The sequence below is a fragment of the Variovorax sp. 05L425 genome (assembly GCF_056397705.1).
The window spans coordinates 1-21699 of sequence record NZ_JBFTNY010000015.1 but is presented as its reverse complement, the minus strand read 5'-3'; the positions used below and the strand labels follow the sequence as shown (position 1 = coordinate 21699).

General features: G+C 65.3%; 22 protein-coding genes, 1 other RNA gene and 1 pseudogene. 12 read left to right on the top strand and 12 right to left on the bottom strand.

The genetic code is table 11. From position 1 onward, the window contains the following. Nucleotides 1-5: 5 nt before the first annotated feature. The gene (locus AC1DN9_RS17650; RefSeq protein ID WP_478102422.1) at nt 6-2495 is read left to right on the top strand and encodes a sodium-translocating pyrophosphatase; all 2490 of its coding nucleotides are present in this window, start codon (nt 6-8) and stop codon (nt 2493-2495) included. Between the two features lie 53 nt (nt 2496-2548). Here AC1DN9_RS17650 and AC1DN9_RS17645 read toward each other — a convergent pair whose 3' ends face one another. The 4 genes from AC1DN9_RS17645 to AC1DN9_RS17630 form a co-directional block, all read right to left on the bottom strand. Beyond that, nucleotides 2549-3115 (bottom strand): hypothetical protein, encoded by a 567-nt coding sequence (locus AC1DN9_RS17645; protein WP_478102420.1) that lies wholly within the window; start codon nt 3113-3115, stop codon nt 2549-2551. Nucleotides 3116-3337: 222 nt separating this feature from the next. Beyond that, on the bottom strand, nt 3338-3580 hold the full coding sequence (locus tag AC1DN9_RS17640; RefSeq protein WP_478102418.1) for a hypothetical protein: 243 nt from the start codon (nt 3578-3580) through the stop codon (nt 3338-3340). After that, complete coding sequence (locus AC1DN9_RS17635) at nt 3573-3917, bottom strand: hypothetical protein (RefSeq protein WP_478102416.1); 345 nt, start codon at nt 3915-3917, stop codon at nt 3573-3575. The genes AC1DN9_RS17640 and AC1DN9_RS17635 overlap by 8 nt, the downstream gene beginning before the upstream one ends. Nucleotides 3918-3982: 65 nt before the next feature. Then, complete coding sequence (locus AC1DN9_RS17630; RefSeq protein ID WP_478102414.1) at nt 3983-5560, bottom strand: phospholipase D-like domain-containing protein; 1578 nt, start codon at nt 5558-5560, stop codon at nt 3983-3985. A gap of 116 nt (nt 5561-5676) precedes the next feature. On the opposite strand from AC1DN9_RS17630, the gene AC1DN9_RS17625 reads away from it, so the two are divergent. From AC1DN9_RS17625 to AC1DN9_RS17595, 7 genes are all read left to right on the top strand, one after another. After that, complete coding sequence (locus AC1DN9_RS17625; RefSeq protein ID WP_478102411.1) at nt 5677-6231, top strand: peroxiredoxin; 555 nt, start codon at nt 5677-5679, stop codon at nt 6229-6231. A gap of 46 nt (nt 6232-6277) precedes the next feature. Beyond that, complete coding sequence (locus tag AC1DN9_RS17620) at nt 6278-7711, top strand: aldehyde dehydrogenase family protein (protein ID WP_478102410.1); 1434 nt, start codon at nt 6278-6280, stop codon at nt 7709-7711. 49 nt (nt 7712-7760) lie between these two features. Further along, complete coding sequence (locus tag AC1DN9_RS17615) at nt 7761-8522, top strand: SDR family oxidoreductase (RefSeq protein ID WP_478102408.1); 762 nt, start codon at nt 7761-7763, stop codon at nt 8520-8522. A 78-nt stretch (nt 8523-8600) separates the two neighbouring features. Continuing rightward, nucleotides 8601-9719, top strand: a complete 1119-nt coding sequence (moaA, locus tag AC1DN9_RS17610; RefSeq protein ID WP_478102406.1) for a GTP 3',8-cyclase MoaA — start codon at nt 8601-8603, stop codon at nt 9717-9719. 118 nt (nt 9720-9837) lie between these two features. Next, nucleotides 9838-10485 (top strand): molybdenum cofactor guanylyltransferase MobA, encoded by a 648-nt coding sequence (gene mobA / locus AC1DN9_RS17605; protein ID WP_478102404.1) that lies wholly within the window; start codon nt 9838-9840, stop codon nt 10483-10485. 16 nt (nt 10486-10501) lie between these two features. Then, the gene (gene moeA / locus AC1DN9_RS17600; RefSeq protein ID WP_478102402.1) at nt 10502-11812 is read left to right on the top strand and encodes a molybdopterin molybdotransferase MoeA; all 1311 of its coding nucleotides are present in this window, start codon (nt 10502-10504) and stop codon (nt 11810-11812) included. A gap of 34 nt (nt 11813-11846) precedes the next feature. Beyond that, nucleotides 11847-12329 (top strand): Crp/Fnr family transcriptional regulator, encoded by a 483-nt coding sequence (locus AC1DN9_RS17595; protein WP_478102401.1) that lies wholly within the window; start codon nt 11847-11849, stop codon nt 12327-12329. Nucleotides 12330-12347: 18 nt separating this feature from the next. Here the strand turns inward: AC1DN9_RS17595 and rnhA are convergent, their stop codons facing one another. Further along, nucleotides 12348-12797, bottom strand: coding sequence for a ribonuclease HI (gene rnhA, locus AC1DN9_RS17590; protein WP_478102400.1), 450 nt, complete (start codon nt 12795-12797; stop codon nt 12348-12350). Beyond that, nucleotides 12794-13558: a class I SAM-dependent methyltransferase gene (locus AC1DN9_RS17585; protein WP_478102398.1), complete on the bottom strand. Its 765-nt coding sequence runs from the start codon at nt 13556-13558 to the stop codon at nt 12794-12796. The genes rnhA and AC1DN9_RS17585 overlap by 4 nt, the downstream gene beginning before the upstream one ends. Nucleotides 13559-13577: 19 nt before the next feature. Between AC1DN9_RS17585 and AC1DN9_RS17580 the strand changes: the two genes are divergently transcribed. Together AC1DN9_RS17580 and AC1DN9_RS17575 are read left to right on the top strand one after the other, a co-directional pair. Continuing rightward, nucleotides 13578-13916, top strand: coding sequence for an MBL fold metallo-hydrolase (locus AC1DN9_RS17580; RefSeq protein ID WP_478102397.1), 339 nt, complete (start codon nt 13578-13580; stop codon nt 13914-13916). Between the two features lie 10 nt (nt 13917-13926). Beyond that, the gene (locus tag AC1DN9_RS17575) at nt 13927-15504 is read left to right on the top strand and encodes a transglycosylase SLT domain-containing protein (RefSeq protein WP_478102395.1); all 1578 of its coding nucleotides are present in this window, start codon (nt 13927-13929) and stop codon (nt 15502-15504) included. Nucleotides 15505-15509: 5 nt separating this feature from the next. Here AC1DN9_RS17575 and AC1DN9_RS17570 read toward each other — a convergent pair whose 3' ends face one another. The 6 genes from AC1DN9_RS17570 to dnaX form a co-directional block, all read right to left on the bottom strand. Further along, nucleotides 15510-16343, bottom strand: coding sequence for an ABC transporter permease (locus AC1DN9_RS17570; protein ID WP_478102393.1), 834 nt, complete (start codon nt 16341-16343; stop codon nt 15510-15512). Nucleotide 16344: 1 nt separating this feature from the next. Then, nucleotides 16345-17160, bottom strand: a complete 816-nt coding sequence (locus AC1DN9_RS17565) for an ABC transporter ATP-binding protein (protein ID WP_478102391.1) — start codon at nt 17158-17160, stop codon at nt 16345-16347. A gap of 48 nt (nt 17161-17208) precedes the next feature. Continuing rightward, nucleotides 17209-18243: an ABC transporter substrate-binding protein gene (locus AC1DN9_RS17560; protein ID WP_478102389.1), complete on the bottom strand. Its 1035-nt coding sequence runs from the start codon at nt 18241-18243 to the stop codon at nt 17209-17211. 186 nt (nt 18244-18429) lie between these two features. Further along, nucleotides 18430-19020, bottom strand: coding sequence for a recombination mediator RecR (gene recR, locus AC1DN9_RS17555; protein WP_478102386.1), 591 nt, complete (start codon nt 19018-19020; stop codon nt 18430-18432). Nucleotides 19021-19037: 17 nt separating this feature from the next. After that, complete coding sequence (locus tag AC1DN9_RS17550) at nt 19038-19370, bottom strand: YbaB/EbfC family nucleoid-associated protein (RefSeq protein WP_012747441.1); 333 nt, start codon at nt 19368-19370, stop codon at nt 19038-19040. A gap of 75 nt (nt 19371-19445) precedes the next feature. Continuing rightward, nucleotides 19446-21272 (bottom strand): DNA polymerase III subunit gamma/tau, encoded by a 1827-nt coding sequence (gene dnaX / locus AC1DN9_RS17545; protein WP_478102384.1) that lies wholly within the window; start codon nt 21270-21272, stop codon nt 19446-19448. Nucleotides 21273-21362: 90 nt separating this feature from the next. Between dnaX and ffs the strand changes: the two genes are divergently transcribed. Together ffs and AC1DN9_RS17535 are read left to right on the top strand one after the other, a co-directional pair. Continuing rightward, nucleotides 21363-21459, top strand: an RNA gene (gene ffs, locus AC1DN9_RS17540) — signal recognition particle sRNA small type. A 136-nt stretch (nt 21460-21595) separates the two neighbouring features. After that, nucleotides 21596-21699: pseudogene (locus tag AC1DN9_RS17535) on the top strand (IS1595 family transposase); the annotation flags it as partial.

Sequence of the window (21699 nt, the reverse complement as noted above, 5' to 3'; positions counted from 1 at the left end):
AAGGCATGACTGGCAACACCCCTCTCGTCCTCGCCATCGTCTGCGGCCTCGTGGCCGTGGCCTATGGATTCTGGGCGCGCAGCTGGATTCTTTCGAAAGACCCGGGCAACGCACGAATGCAGGAGATCGCAGCGGCGATCCAGACCGGCGCGGCGGCCTACCTCGCGAAGCAGTACCGCACCATCGCCATCGTCGGCGTGGTGCTTGCGATCCTGATCGCCGTTTTCCTGGACGTGACCACGGCAGTGGGCTTCATCATCGGCGCGGTGCTCTCGGGCGCCTGCGGCTTCATCGGCATGAACGTCTCCGTGCGCGCCAACGTGCGCACCGCGCAGGCCGCCACCAAGGGCATCGGCCCGGCGCTCGACGTGGCGTTTCGCGGCGGCGCGATCACCGGCATGCTGGTCGTGGGACTGGGCTTGCTGGGTGTCTCGGCGTTCTACTGGTTTCTTGCGGGTAACGGCGCCCTGACGCCGGACAAGAGCCTTGCGAGCCTGCTCAACCCACTGATCGGCTTCGCCTTCGGCTCCTCGCTGATCTCGATCTTCGCGCGGCTCGGCGGTGGCATCTTCACCAAGGGGGCCGACGTCGGCGCCGACCTGGTGGGCAAGGTCGAAGCCGGCATCCCCGAGGACGATCCGCGCAACCCGGCCGTGATCGCGGACAACGTGGGCGACAACGTCGGCGACTGCGCCGGCATGGCGGCCGACCTCTTCGAGACCTACGCCGTGACGCTGATCGCGACCATGGTGCTCGGTGCGCTGATGGTGACGGCCGCGCCGGTCAATGCGGTGATGTATCCGCTGGCCCTCGGCGGCGTGTCGATCATCGCGTCGATCATCGGCTGCTTCTTCGTGAAGGCCTCGCCGGGCATGGTCAATGTGATGCCGGCGCTCTACAAGGGTCTCGCGGTCGCGGGCATCCTGTCGCTGATCGCGTTCTGGTTCGTGACGAGCTGGTTGATCCCCGACAACGCGATTGCGGCCACCGGAAGTCAGCTCAAGCTGTTCGGCGCCTGCTTCGTCGGGCTGGCGCTGACTGCCGCGCTGGTGTGGATCACGGAGTTCTACACCGGCACGCAGTATTCGCCCGTGCGCCACATCGCGCAGGCTTCGACGACGGGCCACGGCACCAACATCATCGCGGGCCTCGGCGTGTCGATGCGGTCCACGGCCTGGCCGGTGATCTGCGTCTGCATCGCAATCCTTGCTGCCTACACGATGGCGGGTCTCTACGGCATCGCCGTGGCGGCGACGGCGATGCTGAGCATGGCCGGTATCGTGGTCGCGCTCGATGCCTACGGCCCCATCACCGACAACGCCGGCGGTATCGCCGAGATGTCGGAAATGCCGGCCAGCGTGCGTGACATCACCGACCCGCTCGATGCGGTCGGCAACACCACCAAGGCCGTGACCAAGGGCTACGCGATCGGCTCCGCGGGGCTCGCGGCGCTGGTGCTCTTCGCAGACTACACGCACAAGCTCGAAGGCTACGGCCTTGCGATCGACTTCAACCTGAGCGACCCGATGGTGATCGTCGGCCTGTTCATCGGCGGCATGATCCCCTACCTGTTCGGCGCCATGGCGATGGAGGCCGTCGGCCGCGCGGCCGGCTCGGTGGTGGAGGAAGTCCGCCGCCAGTTCCGCGAGATCAAGGGCATCATGGAAGGCACCGCCAAGCCCGAGTACGGCCGTGCGGTGAGCATGCTGACCGGTGCGGCGATCAAGGAAATGATGATCCCGTCGCTGCTGCCGGTGGTCGTGCCGATCCTGGTCGGCCTGGTGCTCGGCCCGAAGGCGCTGGGCGGTCTGCTGATGGGCACCATCGTCACCGGCCTGTTCGTCGCGATCTCCATGTGCACGGGCGGAGGCGCCTGGGACAACGCCAAGAAGTACATCGAGGACGGCCACCACGGCGGCAAGGGCTCGGAGGCGCACAAGGCCGCCGTCACCGGCGACACCGTGGGCGACCCCTACAAGGACACGGCCGGGCCGGCGGTGAATCCGCTGATCAAGATCATCAACATCGTGGCGCTGCTCATCGTGCCGCTGGTGGTGAAGTTCCATGGCGGCGATGCGAGCGCCATGACCAAGCCGGCCGAGACACCTGCTCCGATCACCGCGCCCGCCGCGCCGTCCGCCCCTGCCGCCGCGCCCGCTGCGGACGCGGGTGCGTCGATCAAGTCAGAAGGCGGCGTGGTCAAGTTCTACTTCGCCACCAGCAGCGCCGAAGTGCCAGCAGGCGCGAACGAGGCCCTGTCCGACATCGTCAAGAACGTGCAGGCCGGCGGCCATGTGGTGGTGAGCGGCTTCCACGACGCCACCGGCGATGCGGAGAAGAACGCCGAACTCGCCAAGCAACGCGCGATGGCGGTGGGCGCCGCGCTCAAGATGGCTGGCGTGCCCGATGACAAGGTCGAACTTGCGAAGCCCACGCAAGCCCAGGGCGATGGCCCGGCGGCGGAAGCGCGGCGCGTCGAAGTGAAGGTGCAATAGCCAATAGCGCCAATAGCGCGCCGTGGCCTGGCCCCGGCGCGCAGCGGCCTCGGTCAGTTCAGGCTGACCGAGCGCGTTGGCAACGCGCCCTGCTCGGCCCGCAACGGCACGCCCTGGAGGGTGTCGAAGTCGGACGGCGCCTCGGGAACGCGCATTTCCTCGAGTTCGTGCAGCGATGCCACCCAGCGGCCGGCCGCCGAATCCGCGGGCTCGTCGTTGGTGAAGATGCCGTCGCGGATGTAGAAGGTCTCGCCGGCAGGCCGCTCCAGGTGGAGTTCGATCAGCCGCGCGATCGGGAAGGTGTAGGTGACCAGCTTTTCCTTCGTCTTGCGGTCCTTGGCGCCGCAATTGAAAAAGCCTTCGGCAGCAATCACGATGCACGAACCGTCGACCGAGCTGTCGATGTCGACGCCGCATCGCCATACGGCGGTCGGCATGCGCACGCGGACCTTGTCGATGACGAGGTCGCGCTGCTTGTTCAGCGAGTTCAACGGTGGCACCAGCGACCGCAGTTGCCGCAGGCGCTCCGCGAAGTTGTCGTCGATGCAGAACTCGACGTGATGCGTCGCACCGCCGGAGCGCTTGACGACTTGCATGATGACGTGGCGTTGGCGGCTCACAGGGCCCGTCCTTTCGCATTGAATCGACGCAGGCCCGGGGCTTGGAGAGTCATCGAATTCATCGGGATCATTTGAATCGACCGTTAGTTAGAACTTTGGCATTGATGCAATTATTCGCATCAATTGTTTCCAACTGTAGTTCGAATTCTTCCGATTTGGTAGGCGGTACGAAGTACTAATCGGGCGGCCCGAGCAGGCTGCCAGAGGGCAAAAAAAGGGGGCTCAACCGCCCCCGTTTGCCACTAGTTCGTCGAGCGCCTTGCACGAAGGCGCGCAAACCGTCTGCGATTTGCCGAGCAATTGCCGCGTTCGCATCTGGGAACGCACGCGGTGCTTTCCGCACATGAAACACGACATCGTTGCGCCGCTGAACGACGCCGAAGCGCGAAATGGCGAGCCGGAGGCCTTGGCCTTGTAGCGCAGGCCGTCTTCCAGGACGGTGGTCTTGACTTCAGTCTTACTCATGGGCGGTTTCCGGGCCACGCTTCATCGCGCGCTCGATGGCGCTCTTGGCGGCCATTTCGGCGGACAGGGACACGTCGAGCGCAGTACGGCACAGGCCGGCGTACTGGTAGTTCAGGTTTTCGTACACCTCGGCGGCGGCGGGATAGGCGTCAAGCAATTGACCGAGTTGAGCACCCGGTTCCACATCGCGGAATTCATCGACCAGATGCATCACGACGGAACGGTATTGCTCGGCGCCGACGGGCTCAGGACTGTGCTCGAGCCGCTCCAGGAGTTGGGCCAGCACGTGCGTCACAGCCAGGTCGGTCTTGTGCGCAGGGGTATGTGTAGCGTTCATGCGGAGCATGTGGGGCGGCGGCGCCGAATTGCAAGGAAAGGATGCCGTAGTGACCATCCTGAGGATTACAACAGCATTTCAGGAACGATTGGCGCGATCAGCGAGTTATAGAAACGCTGAAAAAAGCCCGCTTCCGGTTCCGAGGTCAGGATGATTTCCTTTTCGCCGTCGGTGGTGAGCCATTGCAGCGCGCCGGTTTCCTTGTCCAGCCGCAGGCGATAGGAATTCTGGAGCTTGCTGACGTTGATGACCCGCAGCATTTCCCGCGCAAGTTGCGGGCTGTCGGCCACCACGCCCATTTCGGTGTTCTGGGTCGCCGATCGCGGGTCGAGATTCATGGAGCCGATGAAGATGCGCTGCTTGTCGATGGCCGCCGTCTTGGCGTGCAGCCGGCCGAGCGAATTGCCGAACATGCCGAAGCGCTCGTTGGCCATGGTGCGTTCAGGACTCAGCTCATAGAGATCGGCGCCGCTGGTGAGCAGGCGTTCGCGATAGCGCGCATAGCCCGTGTGCACGAGCGGCTCGTCGTTGGCGGCGAGCGAATTGGTCAGCAGCGTGAGCTTGACCTTGCGCCGCGACAGATCCTCGAAGGCCGCCATGCCCTTCTCACCCGGCACCAGGTAAGGCGAGGTCAGGTCCACCTCGATCTTCGCTTGCATCAGCAGGCCCCAGACTTTCATGGTCACGCTGGTTGCCAGCGCCTCGTCAGCGTTCATGTATGTGGGTTTGCTCGGTGGATCGGCAACGGCGTGCGCCTCGCCCCACAGGAGGCCCATGCGGCCGCCGTCCAGTTCCTCTGCAATCGGGCCGTAGCCAAGGATGTCCACGGGCGGAAGGTCGAGCTTCGGCGCCGGTGCCGACATGCCGATCCAGTTGTCGAAATCCTCCGCCGTCGGCTTGCGCCCCCGCGCGCCGCGCACGATGTCCTCGATCGGCCAGACCTGCTCCGCATTCCAGAAGGCGTCGAAGACCGATTCGAGTTCTGCGACCACCTTGCCCACGACGACGGCATCCATGTCGATGAAGTTCTGCGACTGGCTGAGCACGAAATATTCGTCCGCGATGTTGCGTCCGCCCACCACCGCCATGACGCCATCGGCGATGAAGAGCTTGTTGTGCATGCGGTGGTTGAGACGCGGGATGTCCTGCGGCGATGCGGCGAAGCGCGACACGAAGCCGTCGCGACCGCAGCAGAACGGATTGAACAGGCGCACCTCCACGTTCGGCGTCTGCGCGAGCTCGAGCAGCGGCTGCTGGCTCTTCGCGGTGTAGAGATCGTCGACCAGTACCCTCACCTTCACGCCGCGCGCGGCCGCCTCGCGCAGGGCGCGCATCAGCAAGCGACCAGTACCGTCGTTTTCAAGCTGGTAGTACTGCACCACGAGCGACTGCTGTGCCCGATGCGCGAGCTGGATGCGGGCGTCGAGCGAATAGACGCCCAGCGGCATCAGGCGGAAGCCCGAATGCTCGCCGGGTGGCGTCGAATCGGCCACGATCCTTGCGAGGCGGGTGGACGGGTCCGGCCGCGCCGCGTGCTCTTCCGGCCGCTCATGCATCTGCGGCAACGAACCGCAGGCGCTCAACGCGGCAATCCCGGCACACAGGCAAGCGGCACGCAGCCAGCGTGTCATTGCGAAAGTCATCGTCTGTTCCCCTCGTCTGTTGTAGCGAATACGCAGGCAATCTCTTGCCGGTTTCAGCCGCCCGCCGCGAGGCCTCCAGCCCTAGAATTCGTCAGGCCTTCCCCGGGGGTTACATCATGACGCTCACGATCTCCGTGCGTGCAGCTTTGCTTGCAGTTGTCGCAGTTCTGGCCTCACCCGCTTTCGCGGCACTGGACATCGGCGATCCGGCGCCCAGGTTCACCGCCACGGCGGCCCTGGGCGGGAAGACCTTCCGCTATTCGCTCGCCGAAGAGCTCGCCAAGGGGCCGGTGGTGGTGTATTTCTTCCCGGCGGCGGACTCCAACGACTGCTCGATCGAGGCACACGCCTTCGCCGAAGCCATCGACCAGTTCGCGGCGCTGGGCGCCACCGTGATCGGCGTCTCGGCCGACGACATCGACACGCTGACCAAGTTCTCGGTCAAGTCCTGCCAGAACCGCTTCCCGGTGGCCTCGGACCAGTCCAAGACCATCATCCAGGGCTTCGACGCGCTGATGCAGACCCGGCCGGACTTCGCCAACCGGCTGTCGTACGTGATCGCGCCCAATGGCAACGTCGCCTACTACTACCAGAACCTGAACCCCGACAAGCACGTGGAGCGGATGCTCAACGCCGTGCGCGCCTTGCCGAGGGCCACCGCGTCGCGCTGAACGCGCTCCCCCGCGCGCATGGCGGGAGGCCGCTAAGATTTCGCCCATGCAACTCAACTACATCGGCAACGAAAGCGTTGCCTCATCGTCCGGCCGCACGCTGCCGGTGATCGACCCCTCCGACGGCCAGACCTTCGACGAGCTGCAGCGCAGCAATGCAGCGGACATCGATGCTGCGGTGCGCGCCGCGCGCCACTGCTTCGAGTCGACCTGGCACAAGGTCAGCGCGGCCGATCGCGGCAGGCTGCTCTACAAGCTTTCGCAGAAGGTCGCCGAGCACGTTGACGAGTTGGCGCTGATCGAGCAGCGCGATTGCGGCAAGCCGGTCAAGCAGGCGCGCGCCGATGCGCTGGCGCTGGTGCGCTACTTCGAGTTCTATGCCGGCGCCTGCGACAAGCTCCATGGCGAGACCGTGCCCTACCAGGACGGCTACAGCGTCCTCACCTGGCGCGAACCGCACGGTGTGACCGGCCACATCATTCCGTGGAACTACCCGATGCAGATCTTCGGGCGCAGCGTCGGCGGTGCGTTGGCTGCGGGCAACGTGTGCGTGGTCAAGCCGTCGGAAGACGCCTGCCTGTCGCTGATCCGCGTGGCGCAGCTGGCGGCGGAAGTCGGCTTTCCGCCCGGCGCGCTCAACATCGTGACCGGCTATGGCCATGAGGTCGGCGATTCGCTGGCACGCCACCCGGGCATCGACCACATCAGCTTCACCGGCAGCCCCAAGGTCGGCACGATCATCCAGCAGGTGGCGGCAGAGCGCCATTGCCCGGTCACACTCGAACTCGGCGGCAAGAGCCCGCAGATCATCTTCGCGGACGCCGATCTGCGCGCCGTCATTCCCGTGGTGATCAACGCCATCGTGCAGAACGCGGGCCAGACCTGCTCGGCAGGTTCGCGCGTGCTCATCGAGCGCGAAATCTACGAGCCGCTGCTCGAACGCCTCGGCCATGCATTCGATGCGCTGCGCGTCGGCCCAGCGGCCATGGACCTGGACGTGGGCCCGCTGATCCGCCAGTCGCAGCAGCAGCGCGTGTGGGATTTCCTGTCGGACGCGCATATCGCGGGCATCCCGATGGTGGGTCAAGGCGTGGTGGTCGACGAAGCGCCCGAGAGCGGCTTCTACCAAGCGCCCACGCTGCTTCGCGACGTGCCGGTGGACCATCGTCTCGCCCAGGAAGAAGTCTTCGGCCCGGTGCTGGCGGCGATGTCGTTCCGCGACGAAGACGAAGCCGTGGCGCTCGCCAACGCGACGCGATTCGGCCTCGTCGCCGGCATCTGGACCGAGAACGGCGCGCGTCAATTCCGGATGGCGAAGCGCGTGCAGAGCGGCCAGGTGTTCATCAACAACTATGGAGCCGGCGGTGGCGTCGAGTTGCCTTTCGGCGGCGTCAAGTCGTCAGGCTACGGTCGCGAAAAAGGCTTCGAAGCCCTCTACGGATTCACGACCCTCAAGACGGTGGCCATCAAGCACGGCTGACCCCCAACTCACGAGAATCACAAGAACCACAGCAATCGGAGATAACAACATGCGCGTCAAGGACAAATCCATCATCGTGACCGGCGCCGGCGGCGGCATCGGCGAAGGCATCGCGAAACGGCTGGCGGCCGAGGGTGCCCAGGTCATCGTCAACGACATCAACACAGCGCTCGGCGAACAGGTGGTCGAGGCCATCCTGCGCGCAGGAGGCCGTGCCTCCTTCTTCGCTGCCGACGTCACCAAGTCGGCCGAAGTGAAGGCGCTGGTCGATGCCGCGATTCAGCGCCACGGCAAGCTCGACGTGATGGTCAACAACGCCGGCTGGACGCATCGCAATCGCCCTGCGCTGGAAGTGAGCGAAGAAGAGTTCGACCGCTGCTTTTCGGTCAATGTGAAGAGCATCTATCTCTCGACCATCCACGCCGTGCCCGCCTTCCGCGCCAACGGCGGCGGCTCGTTCATCAACATTGCCTCGACCGCTGGCGTGCGCCCGCGCCCCGGACTCACCTGGTACAACGGATCGAAGGGCGCGGTGATCACCACGAGCAAGTCGCTGGCTGCCGAACTCGGACCCGACAACATCCGCGTGAATTGCATCAACCCGGTCTTCAACCCCGACACCGGCCTCGCCGCCGAATTCGCCGGCGGCCCCGTCACCGAGGAACGCAAGGCGAAGTTCCGCGCAACCATTCCACTGGGTCGCTTCTCGACGGCACTCGACGTTGCGAACGCAGCGCTTTATCTCGCGAGTGACGAGGCGTCGTTCATCAGCGGCGTCTGCATCGAGGTCGACGGCGCTCGTTGCGTGTAGCTGGGCGGTCGGCTCCCGGCAGGGTCAAACGGCATCGGAGCGCCGAGGGCACGGGCGATGCGTTAAATTGCTCTACCCATGAGCCACCATGTCGTCCCCCTCTCCGAGATCGGCCGCGGCCGTCGCGTCGCGGTCTCGGCCGGGCGTCCGGTCCCGGCCACTGGAGTGCTGCTCGACCGCCTGGCCCGGCCGCTGACCGACTTGCGCATCAGCGTCACCGACCGGTGCAACTTTCGCTGCAGCTATTGCATGCCGAAGGAAATCTTCGACAAGGACTATCAATACCTGCCCCACAGCGCGCTGCTGAGCTTCGAGGAAATCACGCGGCTCGCGCGGATTTTCGCGACACACGGCGCGCACAAGATCCGGCTCACCGGCGGCGAACCGCTGCTGCGCAAGAACCTCGAAGTGCTGGTCGAGCAGTTGGCCGCTCTGCGCACGACGGACGGCAAGCCGCTGGACCTCACGCTCACCACCAACGGCTCGCTGCTGGCCCGCAAAGCCAAGGCATTGAAGGCCGCCGGCCTCCAACGCGTGACGGTGAGCCTCGACGGGCTTGACGACACCGTCTTTCGCGCCATGAACGACGTGGACTTCCCGGTTGCCGAGGTGCTCGAAGGCATCGAGGCCGCGCACGGCGCGGGCCTTGGGCCGATCAAGGTCAACATGGTGGTCAAGCGCGGCACCAACGAGCAGGAAATCCTGCCGATGGCGCGGCATTTCCGCGGCACCGGCGTGGTGTTGCGTTTCATCGAATACATGGACGTCGGCGCCACCAACGGCTGGCGGATGGATGAAGTGCTTCCGTCCGCGGAGGTGGTGCGGCGCATCGCCGGGGAATTCCCGCTCGCGCCACTCGAAGCCAGCGCGCCCGGCGAAACCGCCCAGCGCTGGGCCTATCAGGACGGCGGCGGCGAGATCGGCGTGATCAGCAGCGTGACCCAGGCCTTCTGCCACGACTGCAGCCGGGTGCGCCTGTCCACCGAGGGCAAGCTCTTTCTCTGCCTCTTTGCCAACGCAGGCCACGACCTGCGGCCGATGTTGCGCGGCGGTGCGGACGACGCACAGATCACGTCCGCCATCGCCGACATCTGGCAGGGTCGAAGCGATCGCTATTCCGAGTTGCGTGCCCTGCGCGAGCCGGACAGCGATGCGGGCGCGCCGCGCCGCGTCGAAATGAGCTACATCGGCGGATGAACAAGCTCACCCCCAAGCCTCGCCCACTTCGTGTGGCTCGGACACCCCCTCTCCGGGGGCAGCCCCAGCGGCCCGGCCGAGCCGGTTCCGCGGGCTCCTGGTGTGGGTCACCACTCAAATGACCACCTTGACCATTCCCAGCGCTGACATCACCGGCCTCGTGCTGGCCGGCGGGCGCGGCTCGCGCATGGGCGGCGTCGACAAGGGCCTGCAGAACTTCAACGGCACACCGCTCGCGATGCATGCGGTGATGCGTCTCGGCATGCAGGTCGGCGAGATGATGGTCAACGCCAACCGCAATCTCTCGGCGTACGAATCCTTCGGCGTGCCGGTCTGGCCCGACGGATTGGCGGACTATGCGGGGCCGCTCGCGGGGTTCCTCACCGGGCTGGAGCGCTGCGAGACACCGTACCTTCTCACCGTGCCCTGCGACACGCCGCTGTTCCCGCTCGATCTGGCCAGCCGGCTCTCCGAGGCTCTCCTAGCCGGCGGCGCGGAAATCGCGATGGCGGCAGCCCGCGAAGCCTCGGAAGAGCCCGACGGCGCGATCGCGATGCGGCCACAACCGGTGTTCTGCCTCCTCGGCGCCGCGCTGCTTGAAAGCCTGGTGCGCTTCACACAGGCCGGCGGCCGCAAGATCGACCGCTGGACCGCGCAGCACCGCACGGTGGTGGTGCCCTTCGATCGGCCTGGCGACGCGCCCGACGCGTTCTTCAACGCCAACACGCTGGCCGAACTGCACGCGCTCGAATCCCAGCGTCCGTGACTTCCGATCTCCCTCCATGAGCCGAATTGCAGACATCGCCGCCGCCCTGGCGGGCTACGACCCCAAGGCGCTGGGCGTCGACGCCGTGCAGGCCTTTCTGGCACGGCTCGCGGAGCCAGCCATCGTCACGCAGGGCGAACACATCGCGCTGCGCGACGCGCTCGGCCGGGTGCTGTCGGAGGGCATCATCTCGCCTGTCAGCGTGCCGCCGCACGACAACTCGGCCATGGATGGCTTCGCATTGGACGGCAGTGTGCTCGATGGCCACGGCGACGATGCGACCGTGCGCCTGCGGGTGGTGGGCACGGCGCTGGCCGGTGCCGCCTGGCGCGGCGCCCTGGCCGCCGGCGACACGGTGAAGATCATGACAGGCGCGGTGATGCCGGCCGGCCTGGACACCGTCATTCCCCAGGAGTTTTGCACCGTCGAATCCGACGTCGTCAGCTTCCCGGCCAAGGCGCTGCGCCGCGGCGACAACCGGCGCCTGGCGGGCGAGGACCTGACGCAGGGCAAACCCGCACTCCAACGCGGCGAAATCATCTCGCCGGCTGCGCTGGGCATGATGGCCAGCCTCGGATTGCCGACTGTGCCAGTGCTCCGGCGCCTGCGGGTCGCCTATTTCTCGACCGGCGACGAGATCCTGAGCCTGGGGGAATCGCCACGCGAGGGTGCGGTGTACGACAGCAACCGCTACACGGTCTTCGGCCTTCTCACGCGCCTGGGTTGCGAAGTGATCGACCTCGGCCTGGTGCGCGACGACCCTGCGGCGCTCGAGTCTGCATTGCGACGCGCCGCCGCCGAGGCCGACGCGATCATCACCAGCGGCGGCGTCAGCGTCGGCGAGGCCGACCATACGCGGGCCGTGATGCAGCAGCTCGGCGACATGGCTTTCTGGCGCGTCGCCATGCGGCCCGGGCGACCGATGGCGGTGGGCCTGATCCCTTCAGGGACCGAAAGCCGTGGCCCGGCGGTGCTCTTCGGCCTGCCCGGCAACCCGGTCGCGGTCATGGTCACCTTCCTGGCCTTCGTGCGCCCCGCGCTGCTGCGCATGATGGGCTGCAACGCGACATGCGCCGCGCCGCCGCCATTGCTGCGCGCAACGAGCGTCAGCGCCATTCGCAAGAAGCCGGGTCGCACCGAATATCAGCGCGGCCGGGTGCAGGCGATCCCCGGATCGCTGCCGGAAGTGCGAATTGCCGGCAATCAGGGCTCGGGCGTCCTGAGCTCCATGGTCGAGGCCAACGGCCTTGTGGTGCTGCACCATGGTCAGGGCAATGTGGCCGCGGGCGATGCGGTCGACGTGATGATGTTCGACGGGGTGGTGTAAGGTCTGCCGGACCCGAACCTCCAAGGAGCGGCCCGTGGGCGCAAACCGAATCGAATTGATGCAGCAGATGCCCATCTTCGGAGCCATCGGCTCGGAGATCATCGAATTTCTGCTGGCGCCGGCGCCGGTCGTCCGTGTGCAGCACGGCGACTTCTTCTTCCACGAGAACGACGAACCCGACTGCATGTACGTGCTGGAGACGGGGCACGTGACCGTGTCGAAGAACTGGCAAAGCCATGAACTGCTCATTCGACGGCTCGGCCCGGGCGATTGCTTCGGCGAAATGGCGCTTCTCGATCTTTCGCCACGCAGCGCCTCGGTGCGGGCCGACGAGGATTGCAGCGCGATCCAACTCTCGCCGGCCAATCTCTATCGACTGTTCGAGCGCGACGTCGAGCAGTTCGCGGTGATCCAGATGAACATCGCACGCGAGATGAGCCGGCGACTGCGAATCACCGACGACTTGCTCTTCAGGGCGCAGATGGGCGAAGCGCTGGAAATGCCCGAGCGCATCTGAACCCGCGCCAGATTGCGCTCAGATCCTGCCCATCGCCCGGTCCACGCCCTTGTTGGCCAGCGCATCGGCGCGCTCATTGCCAGGATCGCCTGAGTGCCCCTTGACCCAGCGCCATTCGATCTGGTGACCGCCCTCCGACACCAGCTTGTCGAGTTGCTGCCAGAGTTCGACGTTCTTGACGGGCTGCTTGGTCGACGTACGCCAGCCCTTGGCCTTCCAGCCGTGAATCCATTCGGTGATACCCATGCGCACGTACTGGCTGTCCAGGTAGAGGATGACCTTGCATGGACGCTTGAGCGCGCCGAGCCCCTCGATCACCGCCTGCAGTTCCATGCGATTGTTGGTGGTGTTGAGCTCGCCACCGAACAATTCCTTTTCGGTGGCACCCGACTTGAGCCATGCGCCCCAGCCGCCCGGACCGGGATTTCCCTTGCAGGCGCCGTCGGTATAGATCTGTACTTCGTTCAAGAACGTTCCTTGTGACTGTCGAGAGAGTGATCGCGGTGCATCCTGCCCGCGATCGGCACCGGCGCGCTGGCGCGGGCCGCGGCCCTGCGCCAATCGGCGCTCAGGAGCCGAAGGCCGCGGACCCGTTTGACCGCCACCAGAAAATAGACCGCGCCGAAGATCGGCCACCAGCGTTCGCCAGCCGTATCGAACCAGTGACAGCGCTCCAGCCACGCCTCGCTGCGCACGGCCGGCCGATAGACGCCGAAGCGCCCCGATTCGACTTCGAAACTCAACAGGCGCAGCCAGTCGCGCATCCGCCGGTAGCCGATGAAGTCGCCGGCCTCGGGCAGAAAAAGCTCGCCGAACCCCAATCGCCTGTAAAGACGCGCCCTGCGTTGCCGCATGCCCCACAGGCTCGCCGGATTGAGGCCACAGATGACGACGCGACCTTCCGGCACCAGCACCCGCTCCACCTCGCGCAGCGTCGCGTGGGGGTCGAGGCTGAGTTCGAGCGTGTGCGGAAGCACCACCAGGTCGAGGCTGTTGGCCGAAAAAGGCAGCGCGGAAAAATCGGTGACGAGTGCGCTCCGCGCCGCGATGGCCGGCTCCGATACCGCCAGCCAGCGATGCGGCATGCGGTTGGCCCGCAAGCCCTCCAGCTCGGGCAAACCGAGCTGCAGCGCGTGATAGCCGAACACGTCGGCCACGGCCTGGTCGAACTGTGACTGCTCCCAGGCCAGCAGATAGCGCCCGGGGGGGGTCTCGAACCAATCATGCAAACCTATAATTTGACCGCTCATGACCCTCGTTCCGCTGCCCGCCTTTGCCGACAACCACATCTGGATGCTGCAGGAAGGGCGCGACGCGATCGTGGTCGACCCAGGAGATGCCAAGCCGGTGTCTGATGCACTCGGGCGTGGCGATCTGCAGTTGGCCGCGATTCTAGTCACGCACCATCATCATGCCGCTCCTGTGGGGCGCATCGCGAATTTTCTCCCGGCCCATGCATGCAATGGTGCCGCGAACGACATCGCATACACACTTGCTAACCCGAGATTCGCGCATATCGCGGAACCCCGCGTCGCAGGCCTCACTCAGTACCCGGCGCAACAGCTTTCGCTGTGCACCAATGGATGAACACCTTTTGATGAGACTTATCGTTGCCGCCTGCCTCGCGGGCTCCTTGTTTCTCGCGGGCTGCGCCACCGGTACGGGCAATTCGTCCTCGGGTGCATCGGGCTCTGCGACCCCGGTCTATCCGGGCGGCCCCCTCACGCCGATCACTTCGGGCGAAACCAAGTCACGTGCCGTCGTGACCCTGGCGCCTCCCACGGACATGTGGGACCGCATCCGCCGCGGCTTCAAGATGCCCGACCTCGACAACGACCTCGTGCATGACCGCGAGCAGTGGTACGCCAGCCGGCCCGACTACATGCAGCGCATGACCGAGCGGTCGAGCCGCTACATCTTCCACATCGTCGAGGAACTCGAACGCCGCGACATGCCGACCGAGATCGCTCTGCTGCCCTACATCGAGAGTGCCTTCAATCCGCAGGCCGTCTCCAGCGCTCGCGCCGCCGGCATGTGGCAGTTCATGCCGGCCACGGGCACCGACTACGACCTCAAGCAGAACATCTTTCGAGACGACCGGCGCGATGTGGTCGCATCCACCCGGGCCGCGCTCGACTACCTGCAAAAGCTCTACGGCATGTTCGGCGACTGGCAGCTCGCGCTCGCGGCCTACAACTGGGGCGAAGGCAATGTGAGCCGCGCGATTGCCAAGAACCAGCGCGCCGGCTTGCCGACCGGCTACGCCGACCTCAGCATGCCGGCCGAAACCCGCATGTACGTGCCCAAGCTGCAAGCGGTCAAGAACATCGTCGCCAATCCGGAGCGCTTCAACGCCGACCTGCCGTTGATCGCGAACCACCCCTACTTCCAGACCGTCACGCTCAAGCGCGACCTTGACGTCGACCTCGCCGCGAAACTCGCCGACGTCAAGATCGAGGACTTCCGAGCCCTCAATCCGTCGGCGCACAAGCCGGTTCTGCTTGCGGCCGGAACGCCCGAGATCCTGCTGCCGTGGGACAACGCGGCCGTGTTCCAGCGCAACTTCGAGGCCTATTCGCAGGGGCAGTACGCCAGCTGGACCGCCTGGACCGTGCCATCCACGATGACGGTGGCCGATGCCGCCCAGCGAACGGGCATGAGCGATGCCGATCTGCGCGCCGTCAACAGCGTGCCGCCGCGAATGCTCATCAAGGCGGGATCGACGCTGATCGTGCCGCGCGGCGCGCGTGTGCAGGAAGACGTCGCGGCGGTCGTCGCAGATACCGGGCAGCTGAGCTTCCAGCCTGAGATCGTCACGCGCCGCACCGTCATCAGGGCCGGCAAGAAGGACAGCGTCGCGAGCATCGCCCACCGGTACCGGCTCAATCCGGCCAGCGTCGCCGAATGGAACGACGTGAAACCGAACCACGCCTTCCAGAAGGGCTACGAGGTCGTTGTCTACTTGCCAGTTCGCGCGGCGTCGGCGGCGCATGTCGGCAGCGGCGCGGCGCGCTCCTATGGCGGCCATATGCTCAAGACCACGAGCATGGTGCCGAAGAGCACTGTCGCTGCCGGTTCAAAGGGCGCCAAGAGCAGCGTGACCAAGACTTCCTCGAAGACTGCGCAGGTCACGCACGAGTCACGCGGCGGAACGCCCTCCAAGAAGAAGCGCTGAGGCGCTCAGAGCTTCTCGGTTTCGCCGCTGCGGGGCTGCCACTTCATCAGGCGCTTTTCGAGGACGCCGACAATACCGTCAAGCACCAGCGCGAACGCCGTCAGCACCACGATGCCGGCGAACACCGTGTTGACGTCGAAGGTGCCTTCGGCTTGCAGGATGAGATAGCCGACGCCACGGGCCGAACCCAGGTATTCGCCCACCACCGCACCCACGAACGCCAGCCCGACCGACGTGTGCAGGCTCGAGAACACCCAACTGGTCGCGCTCGGCAAATACACCGTGCGCAGCAATTGACGTTGGTTCGCGCCCAGCATGCGCGCGTTGGCCAGCACCACGGGACTCACCTCGCGCACCCCCTGGTAGACGTTGAAGAACACGATGAAGAACACCAGCGTGACGGCGAGCGCCACTTTGCTCCAGATGCCCAGGCCAAACCACAGCGCGAAGATCGGTGCGAGGATCACACGCGGCATCGAGTTCGCCGCCTTGATGTAGGGATCGAAGATCAGGCTCGCCGTCCGCGCCAGTGCGAGCCAGAGACCGCAGGCCAGGCCGAGCACGGTGCCGATGATGAATGCCAGAACAGTCTCCAGCAGCGTCACGCCGAGATGCAGGTAGACATCCGCATTGCCGGGAAGGCCTTCAGGAAACAGCGCGTTGGGCGGAATCGCGACCGGCATGAACCAGCTCCAGATCCGCCCTGCGACCTGGATCGGCTCGCCGAGAAAGAAGGCGAACTGTTGATTGCGCGACGCGATGTGCCACGCCACCAGCAGCACGATCAGCACCGTGATCTGCCAGAAGCGCGCGTTGCTTTCGCTGGGACGAAGGCGCATGTCAGGCCGCCTTCTTCAGTTGTTGCGCATAGCCCTTGAGGACTTCGTCGCGCAGCACGCCCCATATCTGCGTGTGCAGCTCGACGAATCGCGGATGCGCCCGGACTTCCGCCACGTCGCGCGGACGCGGAAGGTCGATGACGAATTCGCCGATCGGGTGCGTCGCCGGTCCGGCGGAAAGAACCACCACGCGATCGCTCATGGCGATCGCCTCATCAAGGTCATGCGTGATGAAGAGCACCGCCTTCTTCTTCGCCGCCCACAGGTCGAGAACCTCGTTTTCCATCAGCTGCCGTGTCTGGATGTCGAGCGCGCTGAAGGGCTCGTCCATGAGGATGATGTCAGGGTCCAGCGCCAGCACCTGGGCCAGCGCCGTGCGCTTGCGCATGCCGCCGGAGAGCTGATGCGGATAGCGGTCACCGAATCCGGCGAGGCCTACACGGGCGAGCCAATCCTCGGCCTGCGCTTTCGCCTTTGCGTCAGGCAAGCCGCGGTATTGCAGGCCCAGCATCACGTTGTCCAGCGCGCTTCGCCACGGCATCAGGGCCTCGGACTGGAACATGTAGCCGGCCCGCGAATTGACACCGGCGAGCGGCTGCCCGAACACCTTCACGCTGCCCGATGACGGCTCCAGCAACCCGGCGCCGACGTTGAGCAAGGTCGACTTGCCGCAACCCGTCGGCCCGACCACGGACACGAATTCACCCTCGCGAATACGCAGCGTGGTGCCAGAGACGGCGGTATAGCGCTGCCCCTGATCATCCTTCGATCGAAAAATGCAGCTGATGTCGAGGAGTTCGAGCGCGTAGTCAACCATGGATGGCCAGAAAAAACCCGGCCGAAGCCGGGTTGCGGGACGTGGAGGTCAGGCTTTGAACCTGTCCTTCGCGCGCCGCGCAAACTCGTTGGTGTAGAGCTTCGACAGGTCGATCTTGTCGGCCTTGACGGTGGGATCGAAACTCGCGATGGCGTTCAGCGCCGTTTTCGGACCTTCGGCCGGCACCAGGCCATCCGTGGCGATGGCTTCGCGCACCTTGTCGAACGATGCGAGGTACAGCGCGCGATCGCCGAGCAGATAGGTCTCCGGCACGGTCTTGATGATGTCGCCCGGACCGGCCGTCTGCAGCCACTTGAGGCCGTGCACGATGGCATTCGCCAGCGCCTGGCAGGTGTTCGGATTCTTCTGGATGAACTCTGCGGACGCATAGAGGCACGCGGCCGGCATCAAGCCGCCAAACACTTCCTGAGTGCCCTTGAGCGTGCGCGTGTCGCTGATGATCTTCACGTCGCCCTTCTGCTCAAGCATCGTCATCACCGGATCGGTGTTGCTGATCGCATCGATCTGTCCCGAGCGCAAGGCGGTGAGTGCCCCGGCCGCGACACCGACGCCAATGAAGCTCACATCGCTGGCCTTGAGACCGCCGCGCGAGAGCACGAGGTTGGCCACCATGTTGGTCGACGAGCCCGGTGCCGAGACGCCAACCTTCTTGCCCTTCAAGTCGGCAATGCCCGCGTAGCTCGGCATGTTCTTCGTCGAGACACCGATCGCGATCTGCGGTGCGCGCCCCTGCAGGACGAAAGCCTGGAAGATCTGGTTCTTCGCCTGCAGGTTGATCGTGTGCTCGAAAGCACCCGAGCAGACATCGGCCGAGCCGCCTACGACCGCCTGCAAGGCGCGCGAGCCACCCGCGAAATCCGAAATTTCCACATCCAGACCTTCGGCCTTGAAGTAGCCGAGTTGCTCGGAGATGGTCAATGGAAGGTAATAGAAAGCAGCCTTGCCGCCGACCGAGATGGATACCTTCGATTTTTCAAGCTTCGGCTGCCCATGGACCAGCGGTGCGCCGATGGCTGCGGCGCCCAGCGCTGCGGCGACGGTGAAGGTACGGCGATTGAGCATGAGTGGCGCCTGAAGGCCCTGTATTCGTGTAGTTCGAAACGAGCTTAGGGGCGCGCATCTGCGCCTGCATCGGGAACATCCCGTGCGGGTTTTTACGTAAACATGAAGACCACTACCGGCCCGCGAACAGACGGTGCTTCGAATGGTGCCGAGGCCCGCGATATGGACGACGTGAAGGGTGCGCGCTCACCGACGGTCGACCAACGCGTGCGCAATGGTCCCGAGGTCGACGTATTCGAGTTCACTGCCGGCCGGCACGCCGCGCGCGAGACGCGTCACCGTAAGCCCGCGCTGCTTGAGCGCCTCGCCGATCACATGGGCCGTGGCCTCGCCCTCGGCGGTGAAATTGGTCGCGAGGATCACTTCGCTCACCGTGCCATCGAGTGCGCGATCGAACAGCTTCGCGAGGCCGATGTCCTTGGGTCCGATGCCGTCGAGCGGGCTGAGCTTGCCCATCAGCACGAAATAGTAGCCGCGGAACGCGCCAGTGCGCTCCAGCGCGGCCTGGTCTGCCGGAGTCTCGACCACGCAGAGCTTGGTGGCATCGCGGCGCGTATCGCTGCACACACTGCAGATCGCTGCTTCCGTGAAGGTGTTGCACCGCTCGCAATGCCGCACATTGCTGGCCGCCTGTTGCAACGCGCGCGCGAGCATCTGGGTGCCCTCGCGATCGTGCTGCAGCAGGTGAAAGGCCATGCGCGAAGCCGACTTCGCACCGACGCCAGGCAGGCGGCGCAGCGCCTCGACCAGCGCATCGAGCGAGCTGGAATCTGCCATTCAGGTCTGACGCGTCGTCAGAACGGCAGCTTCATGCCGGGCGGCAGGCCCGGCATGCCGGCGGTGAGCTTGCCCATCTTCTGCTCGCTGGTTTCCTCGGCCTTGCGCACCGCTGCATTGAAGGCGGCGGCCACGAGGTCTTCGAGCATGTCCTTGTCGTCAGCCAGCAGGCTGGGGTCGATGGTGATGCGCTTGACGTCGTGCTTGCACGTCATCACGACCTTCACGAGGCCGGCGCCAGACTCGCCTTCGACCTCGATCGTGGCGAGTTCTTCCTGCGCCTTCTTGAGGTTGTCCTGCATTGCCTGCGCCTGCTTCATGAGGCCGGCCAGTTGTCCTTTGTTGAACATCGTTGGTCCTGTCAGTGGAAAAAGATGGATGGATGAGAACACATCGGCCGTACGCAGGGCCGCCCGTTCATGCGTTCATGCGGGTCGAAGCGTACCCGGGACGATCCTCGCGTCCCAGTCTCGCATCATCGACTGCACCTCGGGATCGTTGCGTATCGCCTCTTCGGCAGCACGCTGACGCTCTTCGGCAGCCTGCTTGTTGCGGCGCGCCGGGCTGTCGACGACGGCACCGATTTCGATGGCGATTTTCACGCCATGACCCAGCGCCGCGAGCGCAGCCTGAACCTTGTCGCGGCTGCCGGACTGATTGAGCGATTCGCGCTCGACGCGCAGCAGCCACTGGTCGACATCGCGGGCCACCAGTTGCGACTGCAAGGCCAATTCGCGCGCCAGCGCGGTGATCGACTCGGCGGCGACCATCTGCGTGACGACGGCGTACCAGAAGTCGCCCTCCTCGCTTGGCGGGATCGGCGCCGAGGAAGCGACCGACTCGCCTTCGCGGGCACCGGCCGGCGGTTGAACGCGGACCGGCATCGCCATGACCTTCGCGGCGGCCGGTGCCGGCTCTTCGGCGACGTGCCGTGGCGGTGCGGAGGTATTCAACGTCGGCGCGTCCACGACCGGCAGGCGATGACCCGGCGGCGCGACGGGCGCGCCCGAAGGCACCTGTGCCTTCGAAGGCGCCGCCGGAGAAGGCATGGGCGGCCTGGCGGTCTCGACGGGTGACACGCGCGGCGCCACCGCTTCGGACCGCGGTGCTTCATTCAGAGTTTTTTTTTCCGCGGTTGCCGCGCCGCCGGGCTTGAACGCCAGCAAACGCAGCAGCACCATCGTGAGTGCTGCATATTCGTCTGGCGCAAGGCCCAGTTCGCCGCGTCCGTGCAGGCACAGGCTGTAGAGCAACTGCGTTTCATCGGCCGGCATCAGCGTGGCGAGGCGGGCCGTTTCGGCGGCATCGGGGTCTGCGCTGCTGTCCGCGCCCGCGCGCGAGGGGACCGCCTGCAAGACGGCCATGCCCTGTAGCACGGCAGTCATCTCTTCGAGCGTGGAGGCGGCGGAAAGCCCATCGCGCCGCAATCCTTCCGAGGTCTCGACCACCGTCTTGCCGTCGCCTTGTGCCAGCGCTTCGATCAGTCGGAAAACGTGGCCACGGTCGACGCTGCCGAGCATCTGGCGGACGCCGGCTTCAAGCAACTCCCCATTGCCGAAGGCGATCGCCTGATCGGTCAGCGACAAGGCGTCGCGCATCGAACCGCGCGCGGCGCGTGCGATGAGGCGCAATGCATGCGGCTCGGCCGGCACCGTTTCGGTCTGCAGAACGCGCGTGAGATGTTCAAGCACGGTCTCGGGCGCCATCGGCCGCAGGTTGAACTGCAGGCAGCGTGAAAGCACGGTGACCGGCACTTTCTGCGGATCGGTCGTGGCCAGCACGAACTTGAGGTATTCGGGTGGCTCTTCCAGCGTCTTCAACATGGCGTTGAAGGCATGGCCCGTGAGCATGTGCACTTCGTCGATCATGAAGACCTTGAAGCGCCCCTGCACCGGCTTGTAGACCGCTTGCTCCAGCAATGCCTGCACCTCGTCGACGCCGCGATTCGATGCCGCATCGAGTTCGGTGTAGTCGACGAACCGGCCCGCGTCGATGTCCCGGCACGCCTGACATACGCCGCACGGTGTCGCGGTGATGCCGCCCTGCCCGTCAGGTCCCTGGCAGTTGAGAGACTTCGCAAGAATGCGCGAAACAGTGGTCTTGCCGACGCCCCGCGTTCCAGTGAAAAGATAGGCGTGGTGTAGTCGCTGCGAGGTCAGCGCGTTTTCGAGCGCTTGAACGACATGTTCCTGGCCCACCATCTCGCTGAAGGTTTTGGGACGGTGTTTGCGAGCGAGCACGAGATAGGCCATCGGCGCATTTTAGGGGTCGTCGCCCGGACGCCCTCGTCCTGCAACCAATGCGATGTTGGGGGGATGAAACGTCGCCTACAATCCTCCGCTGACGGGCCTCCCCGCATGGTGAAGTGGCCAACCGGGTCAGGTGGGGAACCAAGCAGCCCTAACTGCGTAGTCAGTGCCGGGGGTAAGGCTCGTCAACCTCATATCGAAATGCCGTGAGTTTCAATTGACTCGCGCATGCTCAAGGGCTTCGCGCCCCTGACGCCTCAGGCCCCTCAAACACTGTACGCAAATAAGGGGTATCCAGTTAGCTCCACTGGGCGCACAATAACTGGATGGATGTCCATATCGTAGTGCCGGAAGCCGGGAAGGACTACCCCCGCAACTGGAACGAGTTCCTCGACTGGTTTGGCTCCGAGGAAGCGTGTCTGGCCTATCT

Bases quoted from the DNA above. Each gene is read 5' to 3' on its own strand.
- AC1DN9_RS17575 (WP_478102395.1), top strand. From the start codon at position 13,927: ATGAGACTTATCGTTGCCGCCTGCCTCGCGGGCTCCTTGTTTCTCGCG.
- AC1DN9_RS17625 (WP_478102411.1), top strand. From the start codon at position 5,677: ATGACGCTCACGATCTCCGTGCGTGCAGCTTTGCTTGCAGTTGTCGCA.
- AC1DN9_RS17550 (WP_012747441.1), bottom strand. From the start codon at position 19,370: ATGTTCAACAAAGGACAACTGGCCGGCCTCATGAAGCAGGCGCAGGCA.
- moaA (WP_478102406.1), top strand. From the start codon at position 8,601: ATGAGCCACCATGTCGTCCCCCTCTCCGAGATCGGCCGCGGCCGTCGC.
- recR (WP_478102386.1), bottom strand. From the start codon at position 19,020: ATGGCAGATTCCAGCTCGCTCGATGCGCTGGTCGAGGCGCTGCGCCGC.
- AC1DN9_RS17650 (WP_478102422.1), top strand. From the start codon at position 6: ATGACTGGCAACACCCCTCTCGTCCTCGCCATCGTCTGCGGCCTCGTG.
- AC1DN9_RS17560 (WP_478102389.1), bottom strand. From the start codon at position 18,243: ATGCTCAATCGCCGTACCTTCACCGTCGCCGCAGCGCTGGGCGCCGCA.
- mobA (WP_478102404.1), top strand. From the start codon at position 9,838: ATGACCACCTTGACCATTCCCAGCGCTGACATCACCGGCCTCGTGCTG.
- AC1DN9_RS17640 (WP_478102418.1), bottom strand. From the start codon at position 3,580: ATGAGTAAGACTGAAGTCAAGACCACCGTCCTGGAAGACGGCCTGCGC.
- AC1DN9_RS17570 (WP_478102393.1), bottom strand. From the start codon at position 16,343: ATGCGCCTTCGTCCCAGCGAAAGCAACGCGCGCTTCTGGCAGATCACG.
- AC1DN9_RS17635 (WP_478102416.1), bottom strand. From the start codon at position 3,917: ATGAACGCTACACATACCCCTGCGCACAAGACCGACCTGGCTGTGACG.
- AC1DN9_RS17620 (WP_478102410.1), top strand. From the start codon at position 6,278: ATGCAACTCAACTACATCGGCAACGAAAGCGTTGCCTCATCGTCCGGC.
- AC1DN9_RS17580 (WP_478102397.1), top strand. From the start codon at position 13,578: ATGACCCTCGTTCCGCTGCCCGCCTTTGCCGACAACCACATCTGGATG.
- AC1DN9_RS17630 (WP_478102414.1), bottom strand. From the start codon at position 5,560: ATGACTTTCGCAATGACACGCTGGCTGCGTGCCGCTTGCCTGTGTGCC.
- AC1DN9_RS17565 (WP_478102391.1), bottom strand. From the start codon at position 17,160: ATGGTTGACTACGCGCTCGAACTCCTCGACATCAGCTGCATTTTTCGA.
- moeA (WP_478102402.1), top strand. From the start codon at position 10,502: ATGAGCCGAATTGCAGACATCGCCGCCGCCCTGGCGGGCTACGACCCC.
- dnaX (WP_478102384.1), bottom strand. From the start codon at position 21,272: ATGGCCTATCTCGTGCTCGCTCGCAAACACCGTCCCAAAACCTTCAGC.
- AC1DN9_RS17615 (WP_478102408.1), top strand. From the start codon at position 7,761: ATGCGCGTCAAGGACAAATCCATCATCGTGACCGGCGCCGGCGGCGGC.